This is a genomic window from Vreelandella alkaliphila (assembly GCF_016107625.1).
Classification (GTDB): domain Bacteria; phylum Pseudomonadota; class Gammaproteobacteria; order Pseudomonadales; family Halomonadaceae; genus Vreelandella; species Vreelandella alkaliphila.
The window spans coordinates 87175-110593 of the sequence record NZ_JABASV010000004.1; the positions used below are offsets into that span (position 1 = coordinate 87175).

General features: G+C 52.8%; 22 protein-coding genes. 5 read left to right on the forward strand and 17 right to left on the reverse strand.

Going from position 1 to position 23419, the window contains the following annotated elements; translation table 11 throughout:
* Nucleotides 1–39: 39 nt before the first annotated feature.
* Nucleotides 40–210: a 50S ribosomal protein L32 gene (gene rpmF / locus JFC11_RS07480; protein WP_009099300.1), complete on the reverse strand. Its 171-nt coding sequence runs from the start codon at nt 208–210 to the stop codon at nt 40–42.
* 36 nt (nt 211–246) lie between these two features.
* Nucleotides 247–795, reverse strand: coding sequence for a YceD family protein (locus tag JFC11_RS07485; protein ID WP_038485316.1), 549 nt, complete (start codon nt 793–795; stop codon nt 247–249).
* Between the two features lie 162 nt (nt 796–957).
* Between JFC11_RS07485 and JFC11_RS07490 the strand changes: the two genes are divergently transcribed.
* Nucleotides 958–1560, forward strand: coding sequence for a Maf family protein (locus tag JFC11_RS07490; RefSeq protein WP_120386780.1), 603 nt, complete (start codon nt 958–960; stop codon nt 1558–1560).
* A 3-nt stretch (nt 1561–1563) separates the two neighbouring features.
* Here JFC11_RS07490 and sppA read toward each other — a convergent pair whose 3' ends face one another.
* From sppA to JFC11_RS07510, 4 genes are all read right to left on the reverse strand, one after another.
* Entirely contained in the window at nt 1564–2691 is a 1128-nt protein-coding gene (gene sppA / locus JFC11_RS07495) for a signal peptide peptidase SppA (RefSeq protein WP_198349113.1), read from the reverse strand.
* A 60-nt stretch (nt 2692–2751) separates the two neighbouring features.
* Nucleotides 2752–3402, reverse strand: coding sequence for an HAD-IA family hydrolase (locus JFC11_RS07500; protein ID WP_198349114.1), 651 nt, complete (start codon nt 3400–3402; stop codon nt 2752–2754).
* 9 nt (nt 3403–3411) lie between these two features.
* Complete coding sequence (locus tag JFC11_RS07505; protein ID WP_198349115.1) at nt 3412–4353, reverse strand: RluA family pseudouridine synthase; 942 nt, start codon at nt 4351–4353, stop codon at nt 3412–3414.
* Nucleotides 4354–4454: 101 nt separating this feature from the next.
* A complete protein-coding gene (locus tag JFC11_RS07510; protein ID WP_167457118.1) occupies nt 4455–4595 on the reverse strand; it encodes a hypothetical protein in 141 nt (46 codons plus the stop codon).
* Nucleotides 4596–5029: 434 nt separating this feature from the next.
* On the opposite strand from JFC11_RS07510, the gene rne reads away from it, so the two are divergent.
* Nucleotides 5030–8509, forward strand: a complete 3480-nt coding sequence (gene rne / locus JFC11_RS07515) for a ribonuclease E (protein WP_198349116.1) — start codon at nt 5030–5032, stop codon at nt 8507–8509.
* A gap of 50 nt (nt 8510–8559) precedes the next feature.
* Here the strand turns inward: rne and murB are convergent, their stop codons facing one another.
* Genes murB through JFC11_RS07550 form a run of 7 tightly spaced genes read right to left on the reverse strand, consistent with a single transcriptional unit; the run spans nt 8560 to nt 16150 of the window.
* Nucleotides 8560–9615 (reverse strand): UDP-N-acetylmuramate dehydrogenase, encoded by a 1056-nt coding sequence (gene murB, locus JFC11_RS07520; protein ID WP_232482821.1) that lies wholly within the window; start codon nt 9613–9615, stop codon nt 8560–8562.
* Nucleotides 9602–10087 carry a low molecular weight protein-tyrosine-phosphatase gene (locus tag JFC11_RS07525; RefSeq protein WP_038485335.1) on the reverse strand — a complete coding sequence of 162 codons (486 nt, stop codon included), beginning with the start codon at nt 10085–10087 and terminating at the stop codon, nt 9602–9604. The genes murB and JFC11_RS07525 overlap by 14 nt, the downstream gene beginning before the upstream one ends.
* Nucleotides 10084–10875: a 3-deoxy-manno-octulosonate cytidylyltransferase gene (gene kdsB / locus JFC11_RS07530; RefSeq protein ID WP_198349117.1), complete on the reverse strand. Its 792-nt coding sequence runs from the start codon at nt 10873–10875 to the stop codon at nt 10084–10086. Before kdsB ends, JFC11_RS07525 begins: the two co-directional genes overlap by 4 nt.
* On the reverse strand, nt 10875–11084 hold the full coding sequence (locus tag JFC11_RS07535; RefSeq protein WP_038485341.1) for a Trm112 family protein: 210 nt from the start codon (nt 11082–11084) through the stop codon (nt 10875–10877). Before JFC11_RS07535 ends, kdsB begins: the two co-directional genes overlap by 1 nt.
* The gene (gene lpxK, locus JFC11_RS07540; protein WP_198349118.1) at nt 11077–12093 is read right to left on the reverse strand and encodes a tetraacyldisaccharide 4'-kinase; all 1017 of its coding nucleotides are present in this window, start codon (nt 12091–12093) and stop codon (nt 11077–11079) included. Before lpxK ends, JFC11_RS07535 begins: the two co-directional genes overlap by 8 nt.
* Nucleotides 12090–13826, reverse strand: coding sequence for a lipid A export permease/ATP-binding protein MsbA (gene msbA, locus JFC11_RS07545; RefSeq protein WP_038485347.1), 1737 nt, complete (start codon nt 13824–13826; stop codon nt 12090–12092). The genes lpxK and msbA overlap by 4 nt, the downstream gene beginning before the upstream one ends.
* Before the next feature lie 56 nt (nt 13827–13882).
* Nucleotides 13883–16150, reverse strand: coding sequence for a DNA internalization-related competence protein ComEC/Rec2 (locus tag JFC11_RS07550; protein ID WP_198349119.1), 2268 nt, complete (start codon nt 16148–16150; stop codon nt 13883–13885).
* Nucleotides 16151–16246: 96 nt separating this feature from the next.
* Between JFC11_RS07550 and JFC11_RS07555 the strand changes: the two genes are divergently transcribed.
* On the forward strand, nt 16247–16798 hold the full coding sequence (locus JFC11_RS07555; protein ID WP_198349120.1) for a DUF2062 domain-containing protein: 552 nt from the start codon (nt 16247–16249) through the stop codon (nt 16796–16798).
* 12 nt (nt 16799–16810) lie between these two features.
* Here JFC11_RS07555 and JFC11_RS07560 read toward each other — a convergent pair whose 3' ends face one another.
* Nucleotides 16811–17521, reverse strand: coding sequence for an ABC transporter ATP-binding protein (locus tag JFC11_RS07560; protein ID WP_198349121.1), 711 nt, complete (start codon nt 17519–17521; stop codon nt 16811–16813).
* Nucleotides 17522–17531: 10 nt separating this feature from the next.
* Nucleotides 17532–18773, reverse strand: a complete 1242-nt coding sequence (locus tag JFC11_RS07565) for a lipoprotein-releasing ABC transporter permease subunit (protein ID WP_198349122.1) — start codon at nt 18771–18773, stop codon at nt 17532–17534.
* Between the two features lie 199 nt (nt 18774–18972).
* On the opposite strand from JFC11_RS07565, the gene JFC11_RS07570 reads away from it, so the two are divergent.
* Together JFC11_RS07570 and JFC11_RS07575 are read left to right on the forward strand one after the other, a co-directional pair.
* Nucleotides 18973–20043, forward strand: a complete 1071-nt coding sequence (locus JFC11_RS07570) for an agmatine deiminase family protein (protein ID WP_198349123.1) — start codon at nt 18973–18975, stop codon at nt 20041–20043.
* Between the two features lie 9 nt (nt 20044–20052).
* Nucleotides 20053–20955, forward strand: a complete 903-nt coding sequence (locus JFC11_RS07575) for a carbon-nitrogen hydrolase (RefSeq protein WP_198349124.1) — start codon at nt 20053–20055, stop codon at nt 20953–20955.
* A gap of 142 nt (nt 20956–21097) precedes the next feature.
* On the opposite strand, the gene JFC11_RS07580 is transcribed toward JFC11_RS07575, so the two are convergent.
* Complete coding sequence (locus JFC11_RS07580) at nt 21098–22045, reverse strand: Nudix family hydrolase (protein ID WP_038485369.1); 948 nt, start codon at nt 22043–22045, stop codon at nt 21098–21100.
* Between the two features lie 111 nt (nt 22046–22156).
* Entirely contained in the window at nt 22157–23386 is a 1230-nt protein-coding gene (gene argJ / locus JFC11_RS07585; protein ID WP_038485373.1) for a bifunctional glutamate N-acetyltransferase/amino-acid acetyltransferase ArgJ, read from the reverse strand.
* Between the last annotated feature and the right edge of the window lie 33 nt (nt 23387–23419).

Genomic DNA, 23419 nt, shown 5'->3' on the forward strand with positions numbered 1-23419 from the left:
GCACCCACCCTGTTTTGCCGCTCATAAAAGCGCTAAGGCTTAAACTTCGACCACTTTACGACCGCGATAGAAACCGTCGGGAGAAACGTGGTGACGCAGATGAGTAGTACCGGTTTCTTTGTCCTGAGACAGAGTCGGTGCGCTCAGCGCATCGTGGCTACGACGCATACCGCGCTTGGAACGAGTTTTACGGTTCTGTTGAACTGCCATGGGTGTTTACTCCAAGGTAATTAAGGTAAGTGATGCTTACTTTTTGCCTTTCAAAGCGCCACTGCTTTTCAAAGCATTAAGCACTGCGAAAGGGTTCTTGGCCGGAGCGGAGTCTTCCGCCGTGCCTTCGGTCTTGCTGACCAGCTGCTCCGCCGAGACATGGCATTCGGTCTCATCGTGATAGACCACCTGCGGCAAGCTAAGGATAAGTTCATCCTCTATTACCGTCAGCAAGTCCAGCTGTTCATTTTCCACCAGCACCGGCTCATGACTAGCAGGTAGCTCGGCAGCCAAAGCTTCGTCTGCAATCATTCCTAATAAGAAATCACTGGAAACGTCTTGGCTTAGCGGCACTAGACAACGGCGACAAGGCAACGCCAGGGTCGCTTGCAAATGGCCACGAATTTCGCGACGGCCTTGGGCATCAACGCCAAACTCGAGTACGACATGACAGTCGCCGGTTTGGTCACCTGCTTCTTCAGCTAGGCGTGGCAGCTTGTTCAGCGCCACAATGCCTTCTAGTCGTTCGCGGCGGGCTGCAAGCTTATAAGGCTCAACCCGGCTGGGGATTTGTGAGGTCAACATAGGCGCGCAATGATAGGCACTCGCCCCCCTGCTGTCAAAGCTGTCGGTGCAATTCTTACGAGATTATCTCCCAAAACCACGTAAATAGGCAGGCTAACAAGGTTTCGTTACACTCGCTTGAACGCCGATTAATGCTCAACCAGACCTATTAAGGAGAACACTGTGCCTCAAACCAATAACGCGCCACTTGTCCTGGCATCAAGCTCTCGCTTCCGCCAAGCGCTACTGGACAAGCTATTACTGCCCTATCAATGCTGCTCTCCAGACATCGACGAAACGCCCTACCCTAATGAAACGCCCAATGCCTTAGTGCACCGTTTGGCGCTCAGCAAAGCCAACGCCGTTGCTGAGCGCTTCCCCAACCATTGCATCATTGGCTCTGATCAAATAGCTCTGTTTGAGGGCGACATTCTAGGCAAACCTCATACAGAAGAGCGCGCTCGGGAGAATCTGGCACGCTTTTCTGGCCAAAAAGTGACTTTCTTGACGGGCTTAGCATTAGTTGATACCCGCCACCAACGGCATCACGTCCATATCGAGCCGTTTGAGGTGTTCTTTCGCTCACTGAGCCAGCAAGAAATTGCACGGTATGTTGCCCTTGAGCAACCTTTAGACAGCGCTGGCAGCTTCCGCATGGAAGGACTGGGGATTAGCTTGTTTGAAAAACTCGAAGGCCGAGACCCAAACGCACTCATAGGGCTTCCACTCATCGCACTATGCGACATGCTTCGCCAAGCAGGCATGAACCCACTCGGCGACGCTTAGTCGTTACTGAGCCTGAAAGCGCAAAGGAGCATGCGCATGCTGACGCCCTAGCACTTCAGCAGCTGTTTGAGTAAAGCGGCGTGTCAAACGCTCGAAGGGGTCTAAGCTAGGCGTATAGTTTTCCCATTCAGCATCGCCTACCTGCTCACGAGCGACTTGTTCAAGACTGCCCAGCTCATCTATCAAACCTAGCTCTAACGCTTGCTCACCGCTCCAGATAAGCCCTGAGAAAATCTCAGGGCTATTGCTCAAACGATCACCACGCCCTGCCTTCACATCGTCTATAAACTGCTCATGGGTTTGAGTCAGAACACCCTGCCAGAAATCAGCAGCCTCTTCATCAAGCGGCTGAAAAGGATCCAAAAAGGCTTTGTTTTCACCGGCAGTCATTACGCGACGCTCTACGCCAATCTGGTTGATCGCTTCCTGAAAGCCAAAGCCAGCATAGATAACACCAATAGAGCCAACTAAGCTTGCACGGGACGCCACGATGCTATCGGCAGCAGAAGCAACGTAGTAAGCGCCGCTCGCACCAATATCCTCTATCACGGCAATAATAGGCTTGTCGCCCTGATCACGCAGCCGCATAATTTCGTCGTAAATACGCTGCGATTGCACAGGGCTTCCACCAGGACTATCAATGTGCAGCACAACAGCAGCAGCCCCCCCCGATGACCATGCACGATTCAAACCTTTAATGATGCGTTCAGCATTTGCTGGTGCATCACTGGCAATCACACCATGCACTTCCACCAGTGCTACGTGGCTCTCGGTGGGCAATGAGGCCGTTGGCTCAGCGAGAAACACGCGGTATAGCACTGTTGTTAACGATACCAATACAATCGCCAGCAACATCAAACGAAAGAACAGTTTCCAGCGCCGAGTTCTGCGCTGTTCCGTTAAAACACCGCCAACCCAGCGGTCCATCATTTCCAACTGCGCTAACCGCTGGCGCTCGCGCAGTATTTCGGCATCATCACTCTCCGCTCCCGGTAGCGGTTGCTTTTTGGCCTGCTGGACAACCTCTGGCCCATCAGTCCAACGGTCACCACTCTCCTGGCCAGAAAAACCATCACCCGCCTGAGAGCCACCACCATTACCACTTTCATCGCGCTGCTGCTCATCACTCATATACGATTCCTAGTGTTCGCTTGATCGTACAACCACTACTCTCAGTGGCTGTTAACGCCACTAACCGTGAAGCCAGTCGAACAGGCTATCTACATCATCCGCCAGCCACACAGGCTGGCTAGCCGCTAACCGAGCGGGGGCATGCACACCGTAAGTAACGCCTACACGATCCATATTAATAGACCTTGCCATCTCAAGGTCATACTCGGTATCCCCCACCATCACAGCACGCTCAACGGGCACTTTTAGCTCTTCGAGCAGTTCAAGCAGCATCTGCGGATGAGGCTTAGAACGTGTTTCATCTGCTGTTCGACTGGCATTAAACCAACCACCTGACTCTGTTTCGGCAAAAACCCGATCTAGACCACGACGACTCTTCCCCGTCGCCACCGCCAAACGCTGATAAGGACGCTCACGCAGACGAGCAACTTGCTCTTTAACGCCTTCAAAAAAAGGCATGGGCGTCGAATCACCATGAACGAAATGGTAGGCATAGCGTTGACGCAAGCGCTCGGCCTGAACCGCTTCAATACCAGGACATAACGTCGCTATCGCCTCAGGCAGGCCCAAGCCAATAATATTCTCGATAGCACTGACGTCTAACTCATTCCACTCGGCATCAGAAGCAGCTGCCTGCATGCAGGCGACAATTTTCGGCACGGAGTTCATCAATGTGCCATCCCAATCAAAGATAATTAGCTCATAGCGCATGTCGCTTCCTTATTTACGAGCGCGTTTTAACGTTTCTTCTAATGCCTCAGGCAGCGGCGCTTTCACCGTAACGGGTCGACCATTGCCAGGTTCAGGAAACGTTAATGCACGGGCATGAAGAAATAGACGCCCCAAGCCAAGGCGCTGCGCCATATGATTACTTTCGCGGGTACCGTATTTATCGTCGCCCAATAAGGCGTGCCCAGCATGAGCCGCATGGACACGAATCTGATGAGTGCGGCCAGTCACAGGCTCCGCCTCTATCAGCGTGACCTTTTCAAAGGTTTCCACTATCGAAAAGTGAGTCCGTGAAACCTTGCCATTTGGATCTACCCGCACTCGCCTTTCACCGTTACCCGCATCAAAGCGGTCTAAGCGGGCACTCACATAGCTCTTCCGAGCAGGCCAGCGCCCAGCCACTAACGCCAAGTAGCGCTTGTCCATTGCATGCTTTTTCAGCGATTCGTTAAGTGTGACGAGCGCATCACGAGATTTTGCCAACAGTAAGCAGCCCGATGTATCACGATCCAATCGGTGGACAAGCTCTAAAAAAGTAAGGTCATCGCGCACTTGCCGAAGCGCTTCAATGAGGCCAATTTTGACGCCACTTCCGCCATGGACTGCCAATCCGGATGGTTTGTTAATCACCATCCAATCGGGTCCTTCCATAATGACGCTACCAATTAACAAATCACGTAAGTTGTCACTCACCTCTTTAACCGCTTCTCTCGGTGCTAATCGCAGCGGCGGCACACGCACCAGATCACCCGCTTGAAGTCGATAATCTACTTTGACGCGTTTTTTATTAACCCTTACTTCGCCTTTCCGCACAATGCGATAAATCAATGCACGAGGAGCACCTTTTAAACGCGTCATCAGAAAATTATCGATTCGCTGACCTGCTTGTTCCGGGGCGATATCCACCCACTGTACTTCCCGCCCTTCGGACATTAACGCTCACTCCTGGTGTGATCTAATAGCGACAGGCTAAAAACGGCATTCTAGCGTAGACCAATGCGCATTGCGTCAATTGCTGGTAGTTGTCTTTACTGTTATATTCCAAAACGTTCAGCGGCCAAGTGTGGCTTACCCGTAAACAGACACGTCGTAACGGGAGTACTACCACGCTTGCCAAGCGCCTGCCCGACAAACACGCAGGCCAGAGCACAGGCAAAATGGCGTAGTGTACGCATTACCCACACGCCTTACGTACTGGATATACAGTTACTCTGTCGCATGCTTTTTGACGGCAGAGACACTTTTGCTTCGCCCGCAATGGCAGGCAATTGAATTAACAAACGTCACGCCCCAAGCAGCCTATCCTGTTCGTCACAAGGTGACGCTTGACTTGGGGCGCCAAGTTCAACGCTGTGCCGATGACCGGCGTTGACGAATCGATGAATGCCAGGTGTTGGCGGTGTCAGCAGAGCCGGATGGACGTGACAGCCACCGAAACATGTTCTGCCTCCGCCACGTACTCAACGCCCTTACGGCCGGGTCGGCATGATTGCCTTCCCGGCTTAATGCGTCAGCATAGCAATGCGCCGAGCACAAGCACGCAGCACCCAGCGATTCGTCTACGCCACGCCCAGACGGCTCGTCGGCTCGCAATGCTATGTGAGACAATATGAAACGGATGCTGATTAACGCAACCCAGCCAGAAGAGCTGCGGGTTGCGCTGGTAGACGGGCAACGCCTTTACGATTTAGACATCGAATCTGGCGCTCGAGAACAGAAGAAAGCCAATATTTACCGGGGTAAAATCACCCGGGTAGAACCTTCCCTTGAAGCCGCTTTTGTTGATTTTGGCGCCGAACGCCACGGTTTCCTGCCACTAAAAGAAATTTCCCGCGAATATTTTATCAAAGATGTGTCTGGTCGCCCCAGCATCAAAGAGGTGCTGAAAGAGGGCCAGGAAGTCATCGTCCAAGTTGATAAAGAAGAGCGTGGCAATAAAGGGGCAGCACTGACTACCTTTATCAGCTTAGCGGGCCGTTTTCTCGTTCTGATGCCGAACAATCCCCGTGCAGGCGGCATTTCACGCCGCATTGAAGGTGATGACCGCAGCCAGTTGAAAGATGCCATGGGCCAACTGACAGTGCCAGACAAAATGGGCCTGATCGTTCGCACCGCCGGTATCGGCCGTAGCCCAGAAGAGCTGCAGTGGGACTTGGATTACCTCGTCCAAGTGTGGGAGTCCATTACCACTGAAGCTGGCAAGCGCTCAGCCCCATTCCTGATTTACCGCGAGTCTAATGTCATTATCCGCGCCATGCGCGATTATCTACGCCAAGACATTGGCGAGGTGTTAATTGACAGCCCCGAGATTCATGCAGAAGCACTGGGCTTTATTCGTCAGGTAATGCCCTCTTACCAGCAGAAAATTAAACTCTACGCCGATGAAGTTCCGCTTTTCTCGCGTTTCCAAATTGAGTCGCAAATCGAAACTGCTTACCAGCGCGAAGTAAAACTTCCTTCTGGGGGCTCCATTGTTATCGATCACACCGAAGCGCTGGTCTCTATTGATATCAACTCTGCCCGGGCTACACGTGGCAGCGATATTGAAGAAACCGCGCTGCAAACCAACTCTGAAGCAGCCGATGAGATTGCTCGACAGTTGCGCCTGCGTGATATCGGTGGCCTCGTCGTTATCGACTTTATCGATATGGGCCCTGCGCGCAATCAGCGCGAGGTTGAAAATCGCATGCGCGATGCCCTGAAGCTGGATCGTGCTCGCGTTCAGATTGGTCGGATTTCTCGCTTTGGCTTAATGGAAATGTCACGTCAGCGGCTGCGCCCCTCGCTAGGCGAAACCAGCGGCGTTGTTTGTCCGCGCTGTAACGGCCAAGGCACTATTCGCGATGTTCGCTCGCTTTCGCTTTCTATCATGCGCCTGATTGAAGAAGAAGCTATGAAAGAGCGCAGCGCACAAATCCGCGCCATTCTTCCAGTACCTGTCGCGACCTACCTACTGAATGAAAAGCGCAGCGTTCTAGCAGACATCGAATCACGTCAAGGCGTACGCGTAGTTCTACTGCCGAATCCCGAAATGGATACGCCGCATTACGACGTTCAGCGACTACGTGATGACCACCTAGACGATGATGAAAGCCTGACGCTATCCAGCTTCGAGCTTTCGACTGATACTGAAGTAGGTAAAGAACCCGATCCTAGCTTCACTCCGCCCGCCATGCGCGCTGAAGCAGCGGTTAAAAGCGTTGTACATAACGCACCAGCGCCCGCCTCTCTTCAGACTGAAGAGAAGGCAGAGAGAGCTGCCAAAGCAGATAAAGCCGTTACAGCGACTCCCCCCTCCACTGAAGAGCAACCCAGTGTGATTGGCCGCTTTATCAGAGGCTTCGCCAAACTGCTAGGCGGTGAAGATACCAGCACGAGCCAGCCTGAACCGGAGGCTCCTGTTGCCCGCAAGCAGCCTGAAAGAACGAGCAAAAATCGCTCACAGCGCAGCGAAAGCAAGCCAAAGCCTGCCCGTGAACGTGGCGAAAGTGCCAGCAGAAACGAGCAACGCAGTCAGCAACAATCGAGCAATCAACAGCCGAGTAACCCGCAGCCTAGCCAACCGCGCAACGCTGATAATAACGACGACGCTAACGATAAACGTAGCGGTCCTAGTCGTACTCGCAACCGTCGACGCCACCCTCAGCAAGACGATGCCAAGCTCCAGGACAATGATCAAAAGAGCAGTCGTCAAAAAGAGCAGCAGACAAACCTAGCGGCTAAAGAGTCACCTAAAGATGAGGCGGCTAAACCTACTGCTCAACCAGAAAATCGTCGCGACAAACCACGTGATGCCAAGCCGAAAAACGAAGCTACCCGTGAGTCTGCATCACAAACGGACGACAAACAGGATGACGGCAAGCCGAAACGCACGCGTAACAATCCGCGCAACCGCACGCGTAAACAGGCCGTTAATCCTCAAGCCGAAGCGGAACAGCTGAAACTGCAAGCCGCAGCGGCTGAAGCTCCCTCTGCAGACGCTCCTTCTGCTGAGGCTGCTGTTGAATCACCTGCTGTTGAAGCGCCTGCTGTTGAAGCGCCTGCTGTTGAAGTGAACAGCAGTAAAGCAGCGCCGGCCAGCCCCTCTTTACAAGATGGGGCCAGTACAACAGCTGCACCAACCGCCGAAGCAGTGACTGAAGCGCCTGAACCAGCTGTAGAGGAATCAGCAGCTGCCGATGGAACAACGGCTGAGCGCCCTGCCGAAAAGGCGGAGAAAGCACGCAAGGCTACGCGCCAGCTTCGCCAACCTCAGCAAGCGGCAGAGAAAGCGGAACCTGAAGCAGAGGAACGTGTAGAGAAAAGCGCTGAGGCCAAACCTCAACAGCCAACTGATGACGCAACTGCTGCTCAAGAAGCGCCCCAAGAGGCGGCTAGCGGTTCGTCTGAGGTTGTGAAAGCTGATGCGGGAGTAGAGCTGGAGGAAGAGAGTAGTTCAAACGTGAAAGAGCTTGATACCGCCAACAGCGAATCAGTACGCTCACGTGGCGAAGAAACTGCAAAAGAGACTGACAAGCCCCAGCAGTCGGCATCTCAAGCTGCTGAGTCTCAAGAACTTGTGCGTCAGGAACCTGTATTGTCTCAAGAACCGCAGGAGACGGCACAAGAGACATCCGCAGACGCCAACACACATGCAGAAGCGCCGAAAGCTGCTGAGACTGCTGAGACTGCTGACAGTGACGCTAACACTCAGACACTCTCGCAAAGCGTAGCAGCTAGCATTGAAGCAAGCTCACCAGAGTTTGCTGAACAGCCGGAAGCACCTTCTTTAGACAAGGACGCAGTGAGTAACACACCTGCTTCAGACACGACAGCTGCGTCAGAAACTGTTTCAAAAGCCGCTTCAGAAACCGCGAATAACAGCGCTGCTGCTCAAGAAGGCACAGAGCAGCCTACATTGGCGACTAATGAAGAGGTTCAAACGCCCTCACCAGAGGCCCCCGTTGAAACAGTGGCACCTGAAGAAGCAAAGCAAGCGCCTGCTGCTTCTACCCAAGACGAGGCACCTAAGCCACGTCGCCGCCGTCGTCGCGCTCATAACGATCCTCGTGAACTGCGCAAACAAGCACAGAACACGACTAATGAGTGATCGCTAGCACTCGACACTAGCACTAAAAAACCCCGCTAAGCGGGGTTTTTTTATGCTTGTACCAAGCGTGGCTCAGGCTCTAACTCAACACCAAATTGATTATAGACCTTGTGGGCAATATGCTCTGCAAACTGCAGTAGCTCACACCGATCACCACCGCCAAAATGCACAAGCACCAAGGCCTGCCGCGCGTGAACACCGAAAGCCCCTTGCCGAATCCCTTTCAACCCACACTGATCAATCAACCACCCCGCTGCCAGCTTGCTTTGACCGTTAACCTGCGGAAAATATGGCATGCTAGGGAATGCCTGTAGCAAGCGCGATAACTGATCGCTGTTAACTAGCGGGTTTTTAAAGAAGCTACCCGCATTTGCGAGCACCTGAGGGTCCGGCAGTTTTTCCTGACGAATAGCACACACTGCTTGAGCCACCGCCAAGCAATTCGCCGAAGCGGCTACTCGGGCAGCTAAATCTCCATAACCCAGTCTTGGCAGCGGCGTTTTTGATAGCCGCAGCGCCAACTGAGTAATAACGACTTTATCCGCTAGCGATTTTTTGAAGATGCTATCTCGGTAACCAAATTGGCAAGCATCGGCGCTTAACCAACGTACATTACCCGACGCCAACTCTACTACCTGCACCCCTACCAGAACGTCTTTAAGCTCGACACCGTATGCACCAATGTTCTGTACTGGCGCTGCGCCGCAATCACCGGGAATCAGCGCTAAGTTTTCAATGCCCCACAGGCCGCGAGCCGATAGCGTCATTACTAACGAATGCCAATTAACGCCAGCTCCCACATGAGCAACAACAGACTCTCCGCAACTTTCTAGCCACCACTGCTGCATAGCAGGCCGAATCGCAATGCCTTTCAGCTTAGCGGGAAGCAGCACATTACTGCCACCTCCCAAGAGCGTAATGTGCCACTGCTTAGCAACGGCTTCACGCACCACATGCTGGAGTGCACTTAGCGTTTTAGGGGCAACATACCGCTCCGCCTGACAGGGTAAACGCAGCGTGTTCGCGGAGGTTAAATCGACTGACTGGCAACGACTAAGCAGATCATTATTACTTCTTTCACAACTCGTGATTTCACAACCTGTCATTTCTCAGCCCGTCATTTCTCAGCTGGGCAATTAGCCCTGTAGAAGCCGCCTCAATTAAATTCAGGACATGTTCAAAGCCCTCATCACCACCGTAATAAGGGTCAGGCACTTCAGCATCAGGCAAGTCGGCAAAATCTAGCAAGAGCCCTACATGGGCACGACTGGTACTCGGCTGTAGCGCTCGCATTGCCTCGAGGTTGTCGCGATCCATGCCTAGCACATAGTCGAACTCAAGAAAGTCACTGGCGCTTAGCTGACGAGCGCGCAAATGACTAATATCGATACCACGCTGTAAAGCAGCTACCTGGGCACGGCTGTCTGGCGCTTTTCCGACATGCCAGTCACCTACACCACAAGAGTCAACGCTGATATGACGATTTAAGCCAGCCTCTTCAACAGCGTGCCAAAAGACGCCTTCGGCCGTTGGCGAACGACAAATATTGCCCAAGCAGACAAATAGGACGCGCTTCATTCGCTTCCACCTTCACTTTCACTCGCCAGAAGCGCTCTCACCCTGGCTAAGTCTTCCGGCGTATCCACACCAGGAGGATTGATAGTGCTGGCTAGCGCAACTTGAATGGCATAGCCATGCTGTAGCGCGCGCAGCTGCTCTAGCTGCTCCAACTGCTCAAGGCTCGACGGCGCCAGCTCACGGTAAGCGGCAAGAAAACTGGCACGGTAGGCGTATATACCAATATGACGCAACCATGCATCGGTGGCTAAAAGCGCGGGTTGGACTTTAAATTGCTCTCGATCCCAAGGAATGGGAGCACGAGAAAAGTACAGAGCACGCCCCTGCAAGGAGCGAACAACTTTGACGACGTTAGCGTTAAATAACGTTTCAACATCAGTAATAGGCTCAGCAAGCGTCGCAATGGCCGCTTCTCGATCTTCGGCTAAACGCATCGCCACTTGGTCAATTAAGGCCGGTGGGATAAGCGGCTCATCGCCTTGCACATTCACCACTAAAGTGTCGTCGCTTAGCCCGAGCTGCTCTGCCACTTCGGCCAGTCGGTCGGTACCAGAAGGATGATCCGCGCGAGTCATAACGACATCCGCACCGTAGGGCAACATCGCATCACGTATACGAGGATCGTCAGTTGCTACCACGACACGACTTGCTTGGCTTTGACAGGCTATTCGCCAGACATGGGCAACCATAGGCTCACCCGCGATATCCAGCAGTGGCTTACCCGGCAAGCGGGATGAGCCAAAACGCGCGGGAACAACTGCAATAAATTCGGTCTTAGCGACTGACATTACACCTCTCCGGTACGACCAGGCGAGATAGGTAACTTTTCATCGGCATCCATCGCGCGCGCCTCTTCAGGAAGCATCACAGGGATGCCTTCTTGAATAGGATACGCCAAACCGTCGTAGTGGCAGCAAAGCTCCTGGGCTTCACGATTATACTTGAGCTTGCCATTGCAAAGCGGGCAAACCAGCATTGCCAGTAGTTCTTTATCCATCGGTGTATCCCTTTTCAGAAAGCGCTGACAATTTAGCTGCCAGCCAGTGTTCAAACTCTGGTGGAAGCACGGCTTCTACCTCTAGCACCCAGCTATCGGGTGGCGCTAACGCTTGGCACTTCACTGCGTCTTTGGCGGTCATCACAACGGGGCGCTGATGACTAAAACGGAAAGTCTGGTCATCAAAACGCTGATGATCTGCTAGCGGACGCATCTCGCCGTCCAAACCTAAACTGCGCAGCGTATTAAAAAAACGCTCAGGATGGCCAATTCCCGCCACAGCATTCACAGGTAGCGTAAATGGCAGAGGGGTAAGCGGCATACGTTTACCATCCTGCACTCGGCGCCAGCTTAGCGGCGCTAGTTGCATCGATACTCCCTCTATAGGCAGAGGGCGACACTGCTGACCATTAATAATCACAGCATCAACTTGAGCCAATCTACTGGGTGATTCTCTCAGCGGCCCAGCAGGTAAGCAGCGCCCATTCCCTAACCCCCTGGCTCCATCAACAACAACCAACTCAATATCACGTCCTAACGCCAGATGCTGTAACCCATCATCACTGACAATAATGTCGCACCCACTATCAACCAGGGCTTGAACGCCTCGTGGACGGCGCGGATCAGCCACGACCGGGCAGCCCGTTTGTTGCGCCAACATTAATGGCTCATCGCCGCTTTGCGCAGGGTCAGTGATTGCGGTTACCAGTAACGGATAGTGCGATGCTTTACCACCGTAACCACGGGTAATAATACCTGGCGACCACCCTTGCCTTACTAGCCAGTTGACCAGCCATGCCACTAGCGGCGACTTGCCAGTTCCACCAAGGGTAATATTACCCACCACGATAACGGGTACGGATGCTTTAACAGCTAGCTTTTTACCAGCATGGTAGTGAGAGCTACGGCGCGTCATAAGATAACGGTATAAAGCACCCAGCGGATACAGTGGCGTTAGCCATTTGCTTCCGTGATAGGCCGCCTTAAGCCAACGTTGCTCCAGGCTCATTCACTCTCCTGAAACTGGAGCTGATGCAGTGCCGCGTAGGCCCCTCCCGCATCTAGCAACGCCTGGTGGGTACCCTGCTCAATAATGCGCCCTTGATCCATCACCAAAATACGGTCAGCCCGTTCGATGGTGGATAGACGGTGGGCAATGACCAATGTGGTACGCCCTTCACACACATGCTCCAGCGCTTTCTGGATATAGCGCTCGGATTCGGTATCCAGTGCCGATGTCGCTTCGTCCAGGATAAGAATAGGTGCATCTTTAAAAATCGCCCGAGCGATTGCTAGGCGCTGGCGCTGGCCACCGGATAACATCACACCGTTTTCACCTACCACCGTTGCATAGCCCTGAGGCAACTTCTCAATAAACTCACTGGCGTAAGCCGCCTGAGCAGCCGCTTCAATAGCGGCTGGGTCTGGGTTAGTAACGCCATAGCCAATGTTGTCAGCAATGGTTGCATTAAATAGCGTGACTTGTTGCGATACCAATGCAATATGCTGGCGCAAAGGGCCTAACGCATAATCACCGGCATTCACACCATCAATCAAAATGCGCCCTTCGCTGGGCTGATAAAAACGCGGCAGCAGGCTGACCAAGGTTGATTTACCGCTGCCAGAGCGGCCAACAATCGCCACTAACTCACCCGGTGCAACGCTTATATTAATATCGTGCAATACATTAGGCTGATCATCAGCGTAGCGGAAACTGACATTATCGATCACCACGCTGCCTGTTAGCTGATGGGGAATTGTCTTACCTTCATCCTGTTCAGGAGTCAAATCAAGCAAGCCAAATAGCTCAGAAGCCGCCGCAATGCCTTTTTGAATCTCACTATTCACTTCTGTGAGCTGGCGCACAGGCTTGATCATTAGCGCTGCCGCGGTAATAAAGGCAACAAACTCTCCCGGCGTCATGTTTTCCATAAGCGCAGGCGCCATGGCAAGCCAAACCAGAATAGCCATGGAAATCGCTACCAGCATCAAAATCACAGGTGAGCTCACGGCACGCGTCATCGCCTCTTTCATACTTTGACGACGATTTTCTTCACTTACTCGTTCAAAGCGCTGTTTTTCATACTCCTCAGCACCATGCGTGCGCACGACGCGATAGCCGGAGAGCGCTTCAGAAGCGACGTGAGTAACATCTCCCATAGAGTGCTGGATACGCTTAGAGATACGCCTAAAACGCTTACTAACGTACCCCACTACAACAGAGATCACTGGTGTTACACCTAAAAAAAGCAGCGTTAACATCCAGTTAGTCCAGAACAAATAGCTAATCAACCCAATAACAAATAATCCTTCACGAAGAATAATGGTAACCGCGTTGGTAGCTGCACCCGCTACTTGCTCCACATGATAAGTCACCCGCGATACCAAATGGCCGCTGGAATGGTGATCGAAGAACCGCCCAGGTAGGTGTAGTAAATGAGCAAACACATCACAGCGCAGCGTATGAATCACATAGCGCCCCACATACGCCATAAAGTAGGTACTTAAAAATGTCCCTAGCCCTCGCGCCGCAAACATAATCACGACAAACAAAGGCAAAAAGAAACGAAAGGCAGCATCAGGGTTCTGGATGCCATCAATCAATCGCTTCATCATTTCGGCCAATGCTGTACTCGATGCAGCATAAATAACAAACCCTATTATCGCTAACGCGAATGCGCGCCAGTGAGGTTTGACGTAAGTTAATAATCGCTTGTAGAGAACCCAACCTGAATCAGTCACACGCGCTCCCGGCCATAGTGTGCAGTTGCGAGAATTCTACCTTATGGTGACGCGCATCAACACCGCTTACGAACGCCCTGTTGCTTTCGCATGGGAATGATCTGAATTGGCTGAGTCGCTGTGAGGCTAAATTCGAGAGCGCCATCCTGGGCGGTACTCCACAAGCAGCTCTGTTGTTGCCGAAAGCGGCGCACTACCGCGTCGACCGGATGGTTAAAGGGATTATCTTTCCCGGCACTAAAAATGACATGCCGAGGACGGCTTACTTGAACGAACTGAACACCCGAACTTGTGTTGCTGCCATGATGCCCAGCCACTAACACGCTAATCGGCATAGTAACATTCGCTAAGATTCTCCTTTCGATGTCCTTGCCCGCATCTCCCGTGATCAGCAAACTCTGCTCACCTACGCTTACCTGAAGCACACAGGAGCGATCATTTGAGGACAGTACATTATCTCCCTTTGGGGGCCATAACATCTTGTAGTCAATGCCATCACGCCGCCACTGCTGTCCTTGAACACACTCTGTACTAGCAACAGGCAGAAGCTCTCCATGGGGAGCCCACCATTGCGTTATTTGATGGTCTTTTAAGAGCGCACTAATCCCTCCCGCATGGTCTGTATCGGCATGACTGACAATAACGTGATCGAACGATTGACCTGGAGGCCAAAGAGTTTGCAATGGCATAAAACCACTGCGAAAGCGAGGTCCTGTGTCGTACAGCAATCGATAGTTGGCGCTACGTAACTCAATCAGCTGGCCTTGCCCGACATCATAAACAATGACGCGTAGCTCACCTTGGTTAAGCTGCTCATCCGCTGACCACCACGGAAAGCTTAACAGTAGCAGGGTCGCGCCAATACGTAGCCACCCCGGAACATTAGGAAGCCCCCAGCACAGCGACATTAATAACAGTGCACCTACCAACGGGAATACCAATATTGACGGTGGCTGCCAAAGCGGCGCCCACTGCACGGTAATGACTAGCAACTGATGAAAAATCTGCAGTGCCTGCTCAAAACACCACCACACAAAAAGCCCTATTCCAGGCAGTGGCGATAGCACCCACCCCAATAACGCACTGGGTACCATGACGGAGCTGACCCAAGGTACAGCAACAAGATTAATCAGCGGGGCCGCAGGGGCAACTCTGCCAAACGCCACCAGCACTGCTGCCGCCATCAGCGGTGCGATGAGTAGTTGAGAACGCAGTAGCGCCCAGCACCACCCTTTGAGCCCTTGTGGGCGGGGGCGGCCTTGCCAAATAATAATCAACCAACCTACCGCAATAAACGATAGCCATAGACCAGGCCGCCACGGTGCAAGCGGATCAACCACTAACACTATCCCAAGTGCAAGCCACCAACCTTGCCAAGCTCCTGGTGCATGCCGTCCGCTAAGCACCCACAAGCCTAACAGCGTCATGATCATAGCTCGCATGGCAGGAGGCGCTAGTCCAGCTAACATGGCGTACCCCACAGCCGCCGCTCCTGCTAGCCACCAGGGCCAAACACGCAGACGCCAATTGGTAGGCGTCATCAGCCTGGCACTAAAACGAGCCAGCAGCAGCACAAATGAAGCGACAAGCCCAACATGCAATCCAGAGATAACCACTAAATGCGTCGTACCTGTTGCGTTGAGTAAGGTCCAATCTTCTTGAGACAACTGCTCACTATCACCCAGCGTTAGCGCCGCAAGCCAGCGTCGAGTTCGCTCATGCAACGGTTGGCTAGACAGCGTTTCAATTGCTTTCTGACGAAGTGTTTGCGTAGCCCCCGACAAGCGTTCCGGCGTAGGCTCTTGCCGCACATAGCCCGTTGCATGTATGCCTTCGCGCCACAACCACTGCTGGAAATTAAACGTATGTGGGTTAGTAAAGCCACTGGGAGGGCGGAGCCGCAGCGTCATCCGCCAACGCTCCCCAACGAGGTAGCGTTGGTTGCCATAGGCACTTACTCGCACGCTACGCAGTGCGCTACAGCTCGGAAGCCCTTCAGGAGAGAGGCAGGATTCAACTGCCAGACGTATGCGTGACGACCCCGCTTCCGTTTGAACATTGATTACTCGAGCCTGCAGAGTGACATCTTCACCACTGAGCCCAGATGGCAAACGGTACCCCCACTCTTGCTGCACGCTGATAAAAACCCAGCTTGAAATAACCAACCAAATTAATAAGCTACGGCGAAAAACAACCCCGAAAAGCGCCACCACCAACACACTAGGCAAGAGAACCTGTAGATGCGCTTCAGGACCGCTTAACCACGCTGCTAGCGCACCCATCAATGCTGCCAAGGCAGCAGGTAGTGCAGCGCCTAATTGCATATCCCCTCCTTGGAACTGGGTCATTCATACCCACGCCATAGCCGAAGCACGCTGCTATATGGATAATAGGATATACCAATTGAAAGAGTACCTGACATGCCGCGCCGTTTCCTGCAGCGCTACATGCCAAAACCCGACACATTAAGGCGACAGCGCTCACTACGCTTTATTGCGCCGTTAATTGCGGATCCTGGGTTATGGCTTTTAACACGTCGAAGCGTCGCAAACGCGTTCAGCGTGGGGCTTTTTTGCGCCATGCTGCCTATACCGTTTCAAATGGTAGTTGCAGCACTAGGGGCAAGATTTAGCCGTTGCAACCTGGCACTTTCAGTAGGGTTGGTGTGGATTACGAACCCGCTCACCATGCCGGTTATTTTTTATTTTAATTATCGGATTGGCACGTTTCTGTTAGAAGCACCAGTAAGGGAGGCGCCATCGCGCATATCAACACCCTGGATTGCAGAACAAATGCACGACATCCTGCCACCGCTAATGCTTGGATCATTAATTTCTGCCTTACTATTAGCCATGATTGCCAATATCGTCATACGGCTAATTTGGCGCTGGCATGTTTCCCATCACTGGAAGCGCCGCCGCCTGAAGAGACGGCAGCGCCGAGCTTGTATTGAATCAGAGTTCGACGACTAACCCCCTAGGGTATTAGTCGTTGTTCTGCTCAATTAACTGCCCACTATCCAGCCTTAATACCCGATCCTGATGGGCAGCCAAACTGACATCATGAGTCACAATAACAAACGCGCAGGCGCTCTCTTTAGCCAATTCGTCCATAAGCGCTAATATGGTACTTGCCGTGGTTTGGTCAAGGTTCCCAGTAGGCTCATCCATCAGCACAAGACTAGGGTCTGTCACTAACGCACGAGCAATGGCCACCCGCTGACGCTCACCACCCGAAAGCTCGCCAGGCTTATGATCAGCCCGCGCCTTCATGCCCACCCGCTCAAGCAGCTGCATAGCGCGCTGCTCCGCTGCCTTTTTAGACTGGCCACGAATAATTAACGGCAGCGCGGCGTTCTCTACCGCAGTGAACTCAGCTAGCAAGTGATGAAACTGATAGACAAAGCCGATATAGCGGTTTCGAAAACGGCCTAGTGCCGCTTCGTTAAGACCGGCTAACGGCTCACCAGCAATCACTACGCTACCAGCGCTAGGCCGATCAAGCCCTCCCAGCAGGTTTAACAGCGTTGTTTTACCCGAGCCTGAGCTCCCTACAATGGCAACACGCTCTCCAGCATGTACCTTAAGCTCAAGCTGATCTAATACGGTAAGATCTTGAGGGCCTTCGCTATATACCCGTGTCAGGCTGTTACATTCCAACATAACTGTTGTTGAGTGCTGTGTACTTGAGGTCATCGTTGCTTCCTTATTCATAACGCAGTACATCGGCAGGCTGAACCCGAGCGGCCCGCCAAGCGGGATAAAGCGTCGAGAGGAAGGTCAGACCAAAGGCAGCGATGACAATATCACGCACATCACCCCACTGCAGTTGAGAGGGCAAGTCACTAATAAAGTAAACCCCGGCATCCAAGAACTGAATACCGAAAGTTGTTTCAAACCAACTGATCAAATCAGAGATAGTCAGTGCCAGGAGAACACCCACAGTAACGCCAATCGCAATACCTATCAGACCGATGGTGAGCCCTTGCACGATAAAAATCCCCATGATCGAACGTGGGGTGGCGCCTATGGTTCGTAAAATGGCAATATCCGCTCGCTTATCGGTCACTACCATCACTAGCGTAGACACTATATTAAACGCGGCAACGGCAATAATGACCGTAAGCAGCAATGCAATCATGCGCTTTTCCATCTGTATCGCTTGAAATAGACTGCCATGGGAAGCAGTCCAATCCGTACCGCGGTACCCTGCGCCAAGTTCGTTAACGATCGCTTGCGTTTCACTGCCAGCCACGAACAGGTCATCTAGTTCCAGCCGTAGGCCACCCACCGCGTCGCCCAGGCGCGCTAACGTTTGCATATCTTCAATATTGGCATAGGCCAGATTAGCGTCTAAATCAGCGCCTACACTAAAGATACCGCTAACAGTAAATCGCTTGAGTCTTGGAAAAACCCCCGCAGGCGTAATCGATGCCTCTGGAACAAGTAGCGTGACGCGATCACCTACCCCAACGCCCAACCGACGTGCCAGCATAGACCCCAGCACTACGTTCCACTCACCAGGCACCAGATCAGAAAGCTGACCTTGGCGCATATGCTCACCAATAATCGACACTTGATCTTCCCAGTCTGGATGGATGCCATTCACCATAGCGCCTTGGTTTCTACCACCCGCTGAAAACATTCCTTGCTGTTCAACATAAGGCGCTGCACCAATGACTCGCTCTCGCTCAACAAGCTGTTCTGCTAACGCCTGCCACTCAACTAACCCTGCTTGTGATTCAATTTTAGTGTGAGGCACCATTCCCAAAATTCGAGTACGGAGCTCGTGATCAAAACCATTCATCACCGACAGCACAAGAATGAGCACTGCCACGCCAAGCATTAACCCCAGCATTGAAGTTAGCGAAATAAATGAAATAAAGTGGTTCCGGCGTTTAGCGCGCACGTAGCGCAGCCCCACCAGAAAAGGCAAACGATCAAGCATGGCATCATTCCTTAGTAATAAGCGTCCATGGTACGGTTTTTTTAGCATGGGTGCATGTACGAACGCTGCGTTAGAGTAACAAGTCTGCCTACCGTTCCCTCAAGCACGGTAACGCTTGCATGTTGCTAAGCAAGCCCCTAAATTGCGCCCATTCTTCTTGTCGTTAGGGCAAGGATTTTTTCGACTATTAAGAGCATTCGTGACGTTGGCTAACAAGACTTACCGTTTATTGCCCGAGTGGTACCCCCAAGACGGCTTGCAACTGACTTGGCCCCGCCCAGACGGCGACTGGGCACCGCTGTTATCGCGCATCGAAGCAACAATTGAGCGTATCGTGATTGCCACGACACGTTATCAGCGCGTGTTAATCAGCGTTCCTGATGACACCACCCAGCGCCGCTTGGCTGAGACGTTTGAGGCCTATGGCATTGCCCAACAACAACTGATGCTCATTGTCGCTCCCACGGATGACACTTGGGCCCGAGACCATGGGCCGATCACCGTGGTGGACGAAGCGCAGCAGCCACTCATGCTGGATTACACGTTTACTGGCTGGGGCGGTAAATTTCCTGCCGAGCATGACAATCGCCTCACTCAGTGGCTGGATGATGCAGGGGTGTGGACCTGCCCCATCGCTCCACGCAGCATGGTGCTAGAAGGCGGCGCGATTGAAACCGACGGAGAGGGCACACTGCTAACCACTGAGGCCTGCCTACTGAACCCCAACCGCAATCCGTCGCTTTCGCGTACGGATGTTGAAGCCCAGTTAGCGGAAGATTTTGGCGTCGATCGAGTCCTATGGCTAGCAAATGGGCATCTTGAAGGTGACGATACTGACAGTCATGTTGATACGCTCGCGCGCTTTTGCAATCCCTCTACCATTGCGTATGTCCGCTGCGATGACTCCACTGATCCTCACTATCCAGCGCTAAACGCAATGGAGCAAGAGCTCATGGCGTTTCGCCAGCGCAACGGCGAGCCCTACCAATTAATTGCTTTGCCGTGGCCACAAGCCTGCTTTGATCCTGAAGATGGTCATCGTCTCCCGGCTACCTACGCTAATTTTTTAATTATCAATAATGCCGTACTGGTGCCCACGTACGGCGATCCCGCCGATCTGGTCGCGCTGCAAGCGTTGAGTATTGCCTTTCCAGAACACACCCTGATTCCTATCGAGTGTAATAGCGTCATTCGTCAGCATGGCAGCCTTCACTGTTTAACCATGCAGCTACCGAAAGGCACCCTTGCCCCTGCGCTTAGTCAATCCTAAGGAGCCATCATGTCTAACAGCTTAACCGTCGGTATTGTTCAACAGCCAGCGTGGCCAGATAAAGCACGTAGCCTTGCTGCCAGCGAAGCAGGCATACGCTCAGTTGCTAGCCAAGGCGCACAATTAGTGTTGCTTCAGGAGCTGCATGCCACGCACTACTTTTGCCAGTACGAAGACCCTGCACTGTTTGATTTGGCTGAACCACTAGACGGCCCTACTGGTCAGCACCTGGCCGAATTAGCCAAGGAGTTGAATATTGTGCTGGTGGGGTCGCTGTTTGAAAAGCGTGCGGCAGGGCTTTACCACAATACAGCCGTCGTTTATGACCGCGCAAAAGGACGTGTAGGACAGTACCGTAAAATGCACATCCCAGATGATCCGGCCTTTTACGAAAAGTTTTACTTTACCCCTGGTGATTCTGACGACGGACGTGGCCAAGGCTTCACGCCTATTGACACCTCTGTTGGGCGGCTAGGTATTCTGGTTTGTTGGGATCAATGGTACCCGGAAGCGGCACGCTTAATGGCACTAAGTGGTGCGGAGCTGCTTCTCTACCCCACGGCCATCGGCTGGGATCCAAGTGATGATGACGCTGAAAAAGCCCGCCAGAAAGATGCTTGGACAATTATACAGCGCTCCCATGGCGTCGCTAACGGGCTGCCCGTGCTGGTCGCTAACCGAGTCGGCTTTGAACCCGACCACTCTGGCGTTGGTAACGGCATTGCGTTTTGGGGAGGAAGTTTTGTATGCGGCCCACAGGGAGAAATGCTAGCGCATGCAGGTGAAGAGACGCAGCAACTAGTCGTCAACATCGATATGGCGCGTAGCGAGAACACTCGGCGTATTTGGCCTTATTTGCGCGACCGCCGCATTGATGCTTACGGTGACTTAACACGCCGCTATCGCGATTGATAACCCACTCGCTAGATAACCAATCTCGACTGATAAAAACACAAGCTGGTAAAAACATAAGCTGGTAAAAACATAGACGCCTGCTCTCATCGAGAGCAGGCGCAGCGTTCAAAATGCTAACGTGTGGCGATTGGCTTTGGCTTTACTTCCAAAAATCACGAATAGACGCAATTCCCTGAGCGCCAACAGCGCGTGCATGGTTAGCATCAAAACGTGTCATACCACCCAGTGCAAATACCGGCATACCAGCACGTTCCACTAGCTGCTGGAAGTCATGCCACCCCAGTGGCGCCACTTCAGGATGCGAAGGCGTAGTGCGCAACGGCGACAGCGTGACAAAATCACAACCCAAAACCGCAGCCTGAGAAAGTTGCTTTTGATCGTGAGTCGACGCCGAGAGCCATTTATTTTCTGCAATCGGGCGACGCTCAAGGTCCATTAACCGTGCGCTGGTTAAATGAATACCGTCAGCATCAACAGCGTCAAGTAGTGCAGGCTCTCCATTCAGCAACAGCTTCGCATCGTACTGACGGCAAAGGCGCAGCGCGCGCTCAGCACGGGCAATGTATGCCGCTTCATCAAGATTTTTTGCCCGCAGCTGTACGAGTCTGACACCATCTTCACTAAGCGCTCTTTCTAACAAGCTATCGAAACGCTCTTCGTCAGCTTCTTCGCCGGTAATCAGGTAATCAGTGGGCAACATCACCGCACGCAAAATAGGCAAGTTAGCGGCAGGGAAAGGATAGTTCACCAACTCTTCCATAGGCACCCAGCGCACAGCCTGCCCCTCGCGGCCAAACGGCTCACCTGCAAACTCTTGGACTTGCCAAACATCTAGCAGGATGTGCTTATCAGGATACTCATGATGAACGCGGATAAGTGGCCGAGCCCGTACAATCTCGACGCCAAGCTCTTCGTGAAGCTCACGCTTGAGACCTTCCAACCCTGTTTCATAAGGCGCCAGCTTGCCCCCAGGAAACTCCCATAGGCCGCCTTGATCGACATTAGAGGGCCGACGCGCAATCAGCACCCGCTTCTGATCGGCGCTGATCATTGCAGCCGCCGCGACATGAACTCGTCGTTTTACCATTACACTCATTACGTCTTTACCCACTTTTTGCGCGCCGCCCTAACCAAAGACGACGCTATCTCGCTGCATTAGCACGTCACTGCAACTGTTTTGGCTACTTTTCAGTGCGCTTCAGCTACGGTAATCCGCGTTGATAGTCACATAGTCATGAGATAGGTCCGAGGTCCACACAGTGGCACTCTCTTCACCACGGCCCAAATTAATGCGAATGATGATCTCTTCCTGCGCCATGACAGCGCTGCCCGCTGCTTCTGTATAACTGTCGGCACGGCCGCCCTGTTCAACCAAGCGAACGTCACCTAAATCAATCACGACTTGATTAACATCGAATGCCTCAACCGGCGCGCGCCCAACAGCGGCTAGAATACGCCCCCAGTTAGCATCAGAAGCGTAGAGCGCAGTCTTCACCAGCGGCGAATGAGCAACGGTAAAAGCGACATCCAAGGCTTCCTGCCGAGTGGTCGCTTCATCCACCTGGAGCGTCACAAACTTAGTTGCCCCTTCACCATCACGAATAATCGCTTGAGCAAGCTCGGTCATGACGCATTGCAGCGCATTGCGGAAAATGGCCACCTGCTCTTCATTTTCGATGCGAGCGCCGGTACCTGTCGCTGCCAACATGCACGCATCGTTGGTTGATGTATCGCTATCGACAGTGATGCAGTTAAAGGAGTGATCTACCGTTTCACGTAACAAACTTGCTAACAACGGCTGCGCAATCGCCGCATCCGTTACCACAAAGCCCAACATGGTAGCCATATTAGGCTTAATCATGCCTGAACCTTTGGTAATACCGTTGATCGTGACCTGCTGATCGCCAATTGAAACGGTTGCCGTTGCGCCCTTGGCACGGGTATCCGTGGTTAGAATTCCCTCACCCGCTTGCTGCCAAGCAAGGCTAGTATCCGTTAAGGAATTTAGCGCATGGGGTATACCGGCAAGCAGGCGCGTCATGGGCAGAGGTTCACCTATCACGCCGGTTGAAAAGGGCAAGACCTGGCTTTTATCAACGCCCATTTGCTCAGCAAGCGCTTCACAGCTGGCATAAGCATCCTGCAAGCCTGATGCGCCAGTACCAGCATTGGCATTGCCAGTATTTACCAGCCAGTAGCGAGGCACACGCCCTGCGCTTGTACACGCTTCAAGATGCGCTTTCGCAACGACCACTGGGGCAGCGCAAAACGCATTACGAGTAAAAACCCCAGCTACCGTGGCAGTTTCAGGTAGCTCAATCACCACAACATCACGGCGATCCGGCTTTTTAATACCTGCCATTGCACTACCCAGGCGCACCCCATTAAGGGGTGGCAATTCCGGAAAAGCAAGATTTCCCACCGCCATGTTTTTCTCCTTTGCGCTCAATTTCGCCACGCG

What these genes read in the sequence shown, in the direction of transcription:
- rpmF (WP_009099300.1), bottom strand. Translation starts at nt 210, where the DNA reads ATGGCAGTTCAACAGAACCGTAAAACTCGTTCCAAGCGCGGTATGCGT.
- JFC11_RS07485 (WP_038485316.1), bottom strand. Translation starts at nt 795, where the DNA reads ATGTTGACCTCACAAATCCCCAGCCGGGTTGAGCCTTATAAGCTTGCA.
- sppA (WP_198349113.1), bottom strand. Translation starts at nt 2,691, where the DNA reads ATGAGTGATGAGCAGCAGCGCGATGAAAGTGGTAATGGTGGTGGCTCT.
- JFC11_RS07500 (WP_198349114.1), bottom strand. Translation starts at nt 3,402, where the DNA reads ATGCGCTATGAGCTAATTATCTTTGATTGGGATGGCACATTGATGAAC.
- JFC11_RS07505 (WP_198349115.1), bottom strand. Translation starts at nt 4,353, where the DNA reads ATGTCCGAAGGGCGGGAAGTACAGTGGGTGGATATCGCCCCGGAACAA.
- JFC11_RS07510 (WP_167457118.1), bottom strand. Translation starts at nt 4,595, where the DNA reads ATGCGTACACTACGCCATTTTGCCTGTGCTCTGGCCTGCGTGTTTGTC.
- rne (WP_198349116.1), top strand. Translation starts at nt 5,030, where the DNA reads ATGAAACGGATGCTGATTAACGCAACCCAGCCAGAAGAGCTGCGGGTT.
- murB (WP_232482821.1), bottom strand. Translation starts at nt 9,615, where the DNA reads ATGACAGGTTGTGAAATCACGAGTTGTGAAAGAAGTAATAATGATCTG.
- JFC11_RS07525 (WP_038485335.1), bottom strand. Translation starts at nt 10,087, where the DNA reads ATGAAGCGCGTCCTATTTGTCTGCTTGGGCAATATTTGTCGTTCGCCA.
- kdsB (WP_198349117.1), bottom strand. Translation starts at nt 10,875, where the DNA reads ATGTCAGTCGCTAAGACCGAATTTATTGCAGTTGTTCCCGCGCGTTTT.
- JFC11_RS07535 (WP_038485341.1), bottom strand. Translation starts at nt 11,084, where the DNA reads ATGGATAAAGAACTACTGGCAATGCTGGTTTGCCCGCTTTGCAATGGC.
- lpxK (WP_198349118.1), bottom strand. Translation starts at nt 12,093, where the DNA reads ATGAGCCTGGAGCAACGTTGGCTTAAGGCGGCCTATCACGGAAGCAAA.
- JFC11_RS07550 (WP_198349119.1), bottom strand. Translation starts at nt 16,150, where the DNA reads ATGCAATTAGGCGCTGCACTACCTGCTGCCTTGGCAGCATTGATGGGT.
- JFC11_RS07555 (WP_198349120.1), top strand. Translation starts at nt 16,247, where the DNA reads ATGCCGCGCCGTTTCCTGCAGCGCTACATGCCAAAACCCGACACATTA.
- JFC11_RS07560 (WP_198349121.1), bottom strand. Translation starts at nt 17,521, where the DNA reads ATGACCTCAAGTACACAGCACTCAACAACAGTTATGTTGGAATGTAAC.
- JFC11_RS07565 (WP_198349122.1), bottom strand. Translation starts at nt 18,773, where the DNA reads ATGCTTGATCGTTTGCCTTTTCTGGTGGGGCTGCGCTACGTGCGCGCT.
- JFC11_RS07575 (WP_198349124.1), top strand. Translation starts at nt 20,053, where the DNA reads ATGTCTAACAGCTTAACCGTCGGTATTGTTCAACAGCCAGCGTGGCCA.
- JFC11_RS07580 (WP_038485369.1), bottom strand. Translation starts at nt 22,045, where the DNA reads ATGGTAAAACGACGAGTTCATGTCGCGGCGGCTGCAATGATCAGCGCC.
- argJ (WP_038485373.1), bottom strand. Translation starts at nt 23,386, where the DNA reads ATGGCGGTGGGAAATCTTGCTTTTCCGGAATTGCCACCCCTTAATGGG.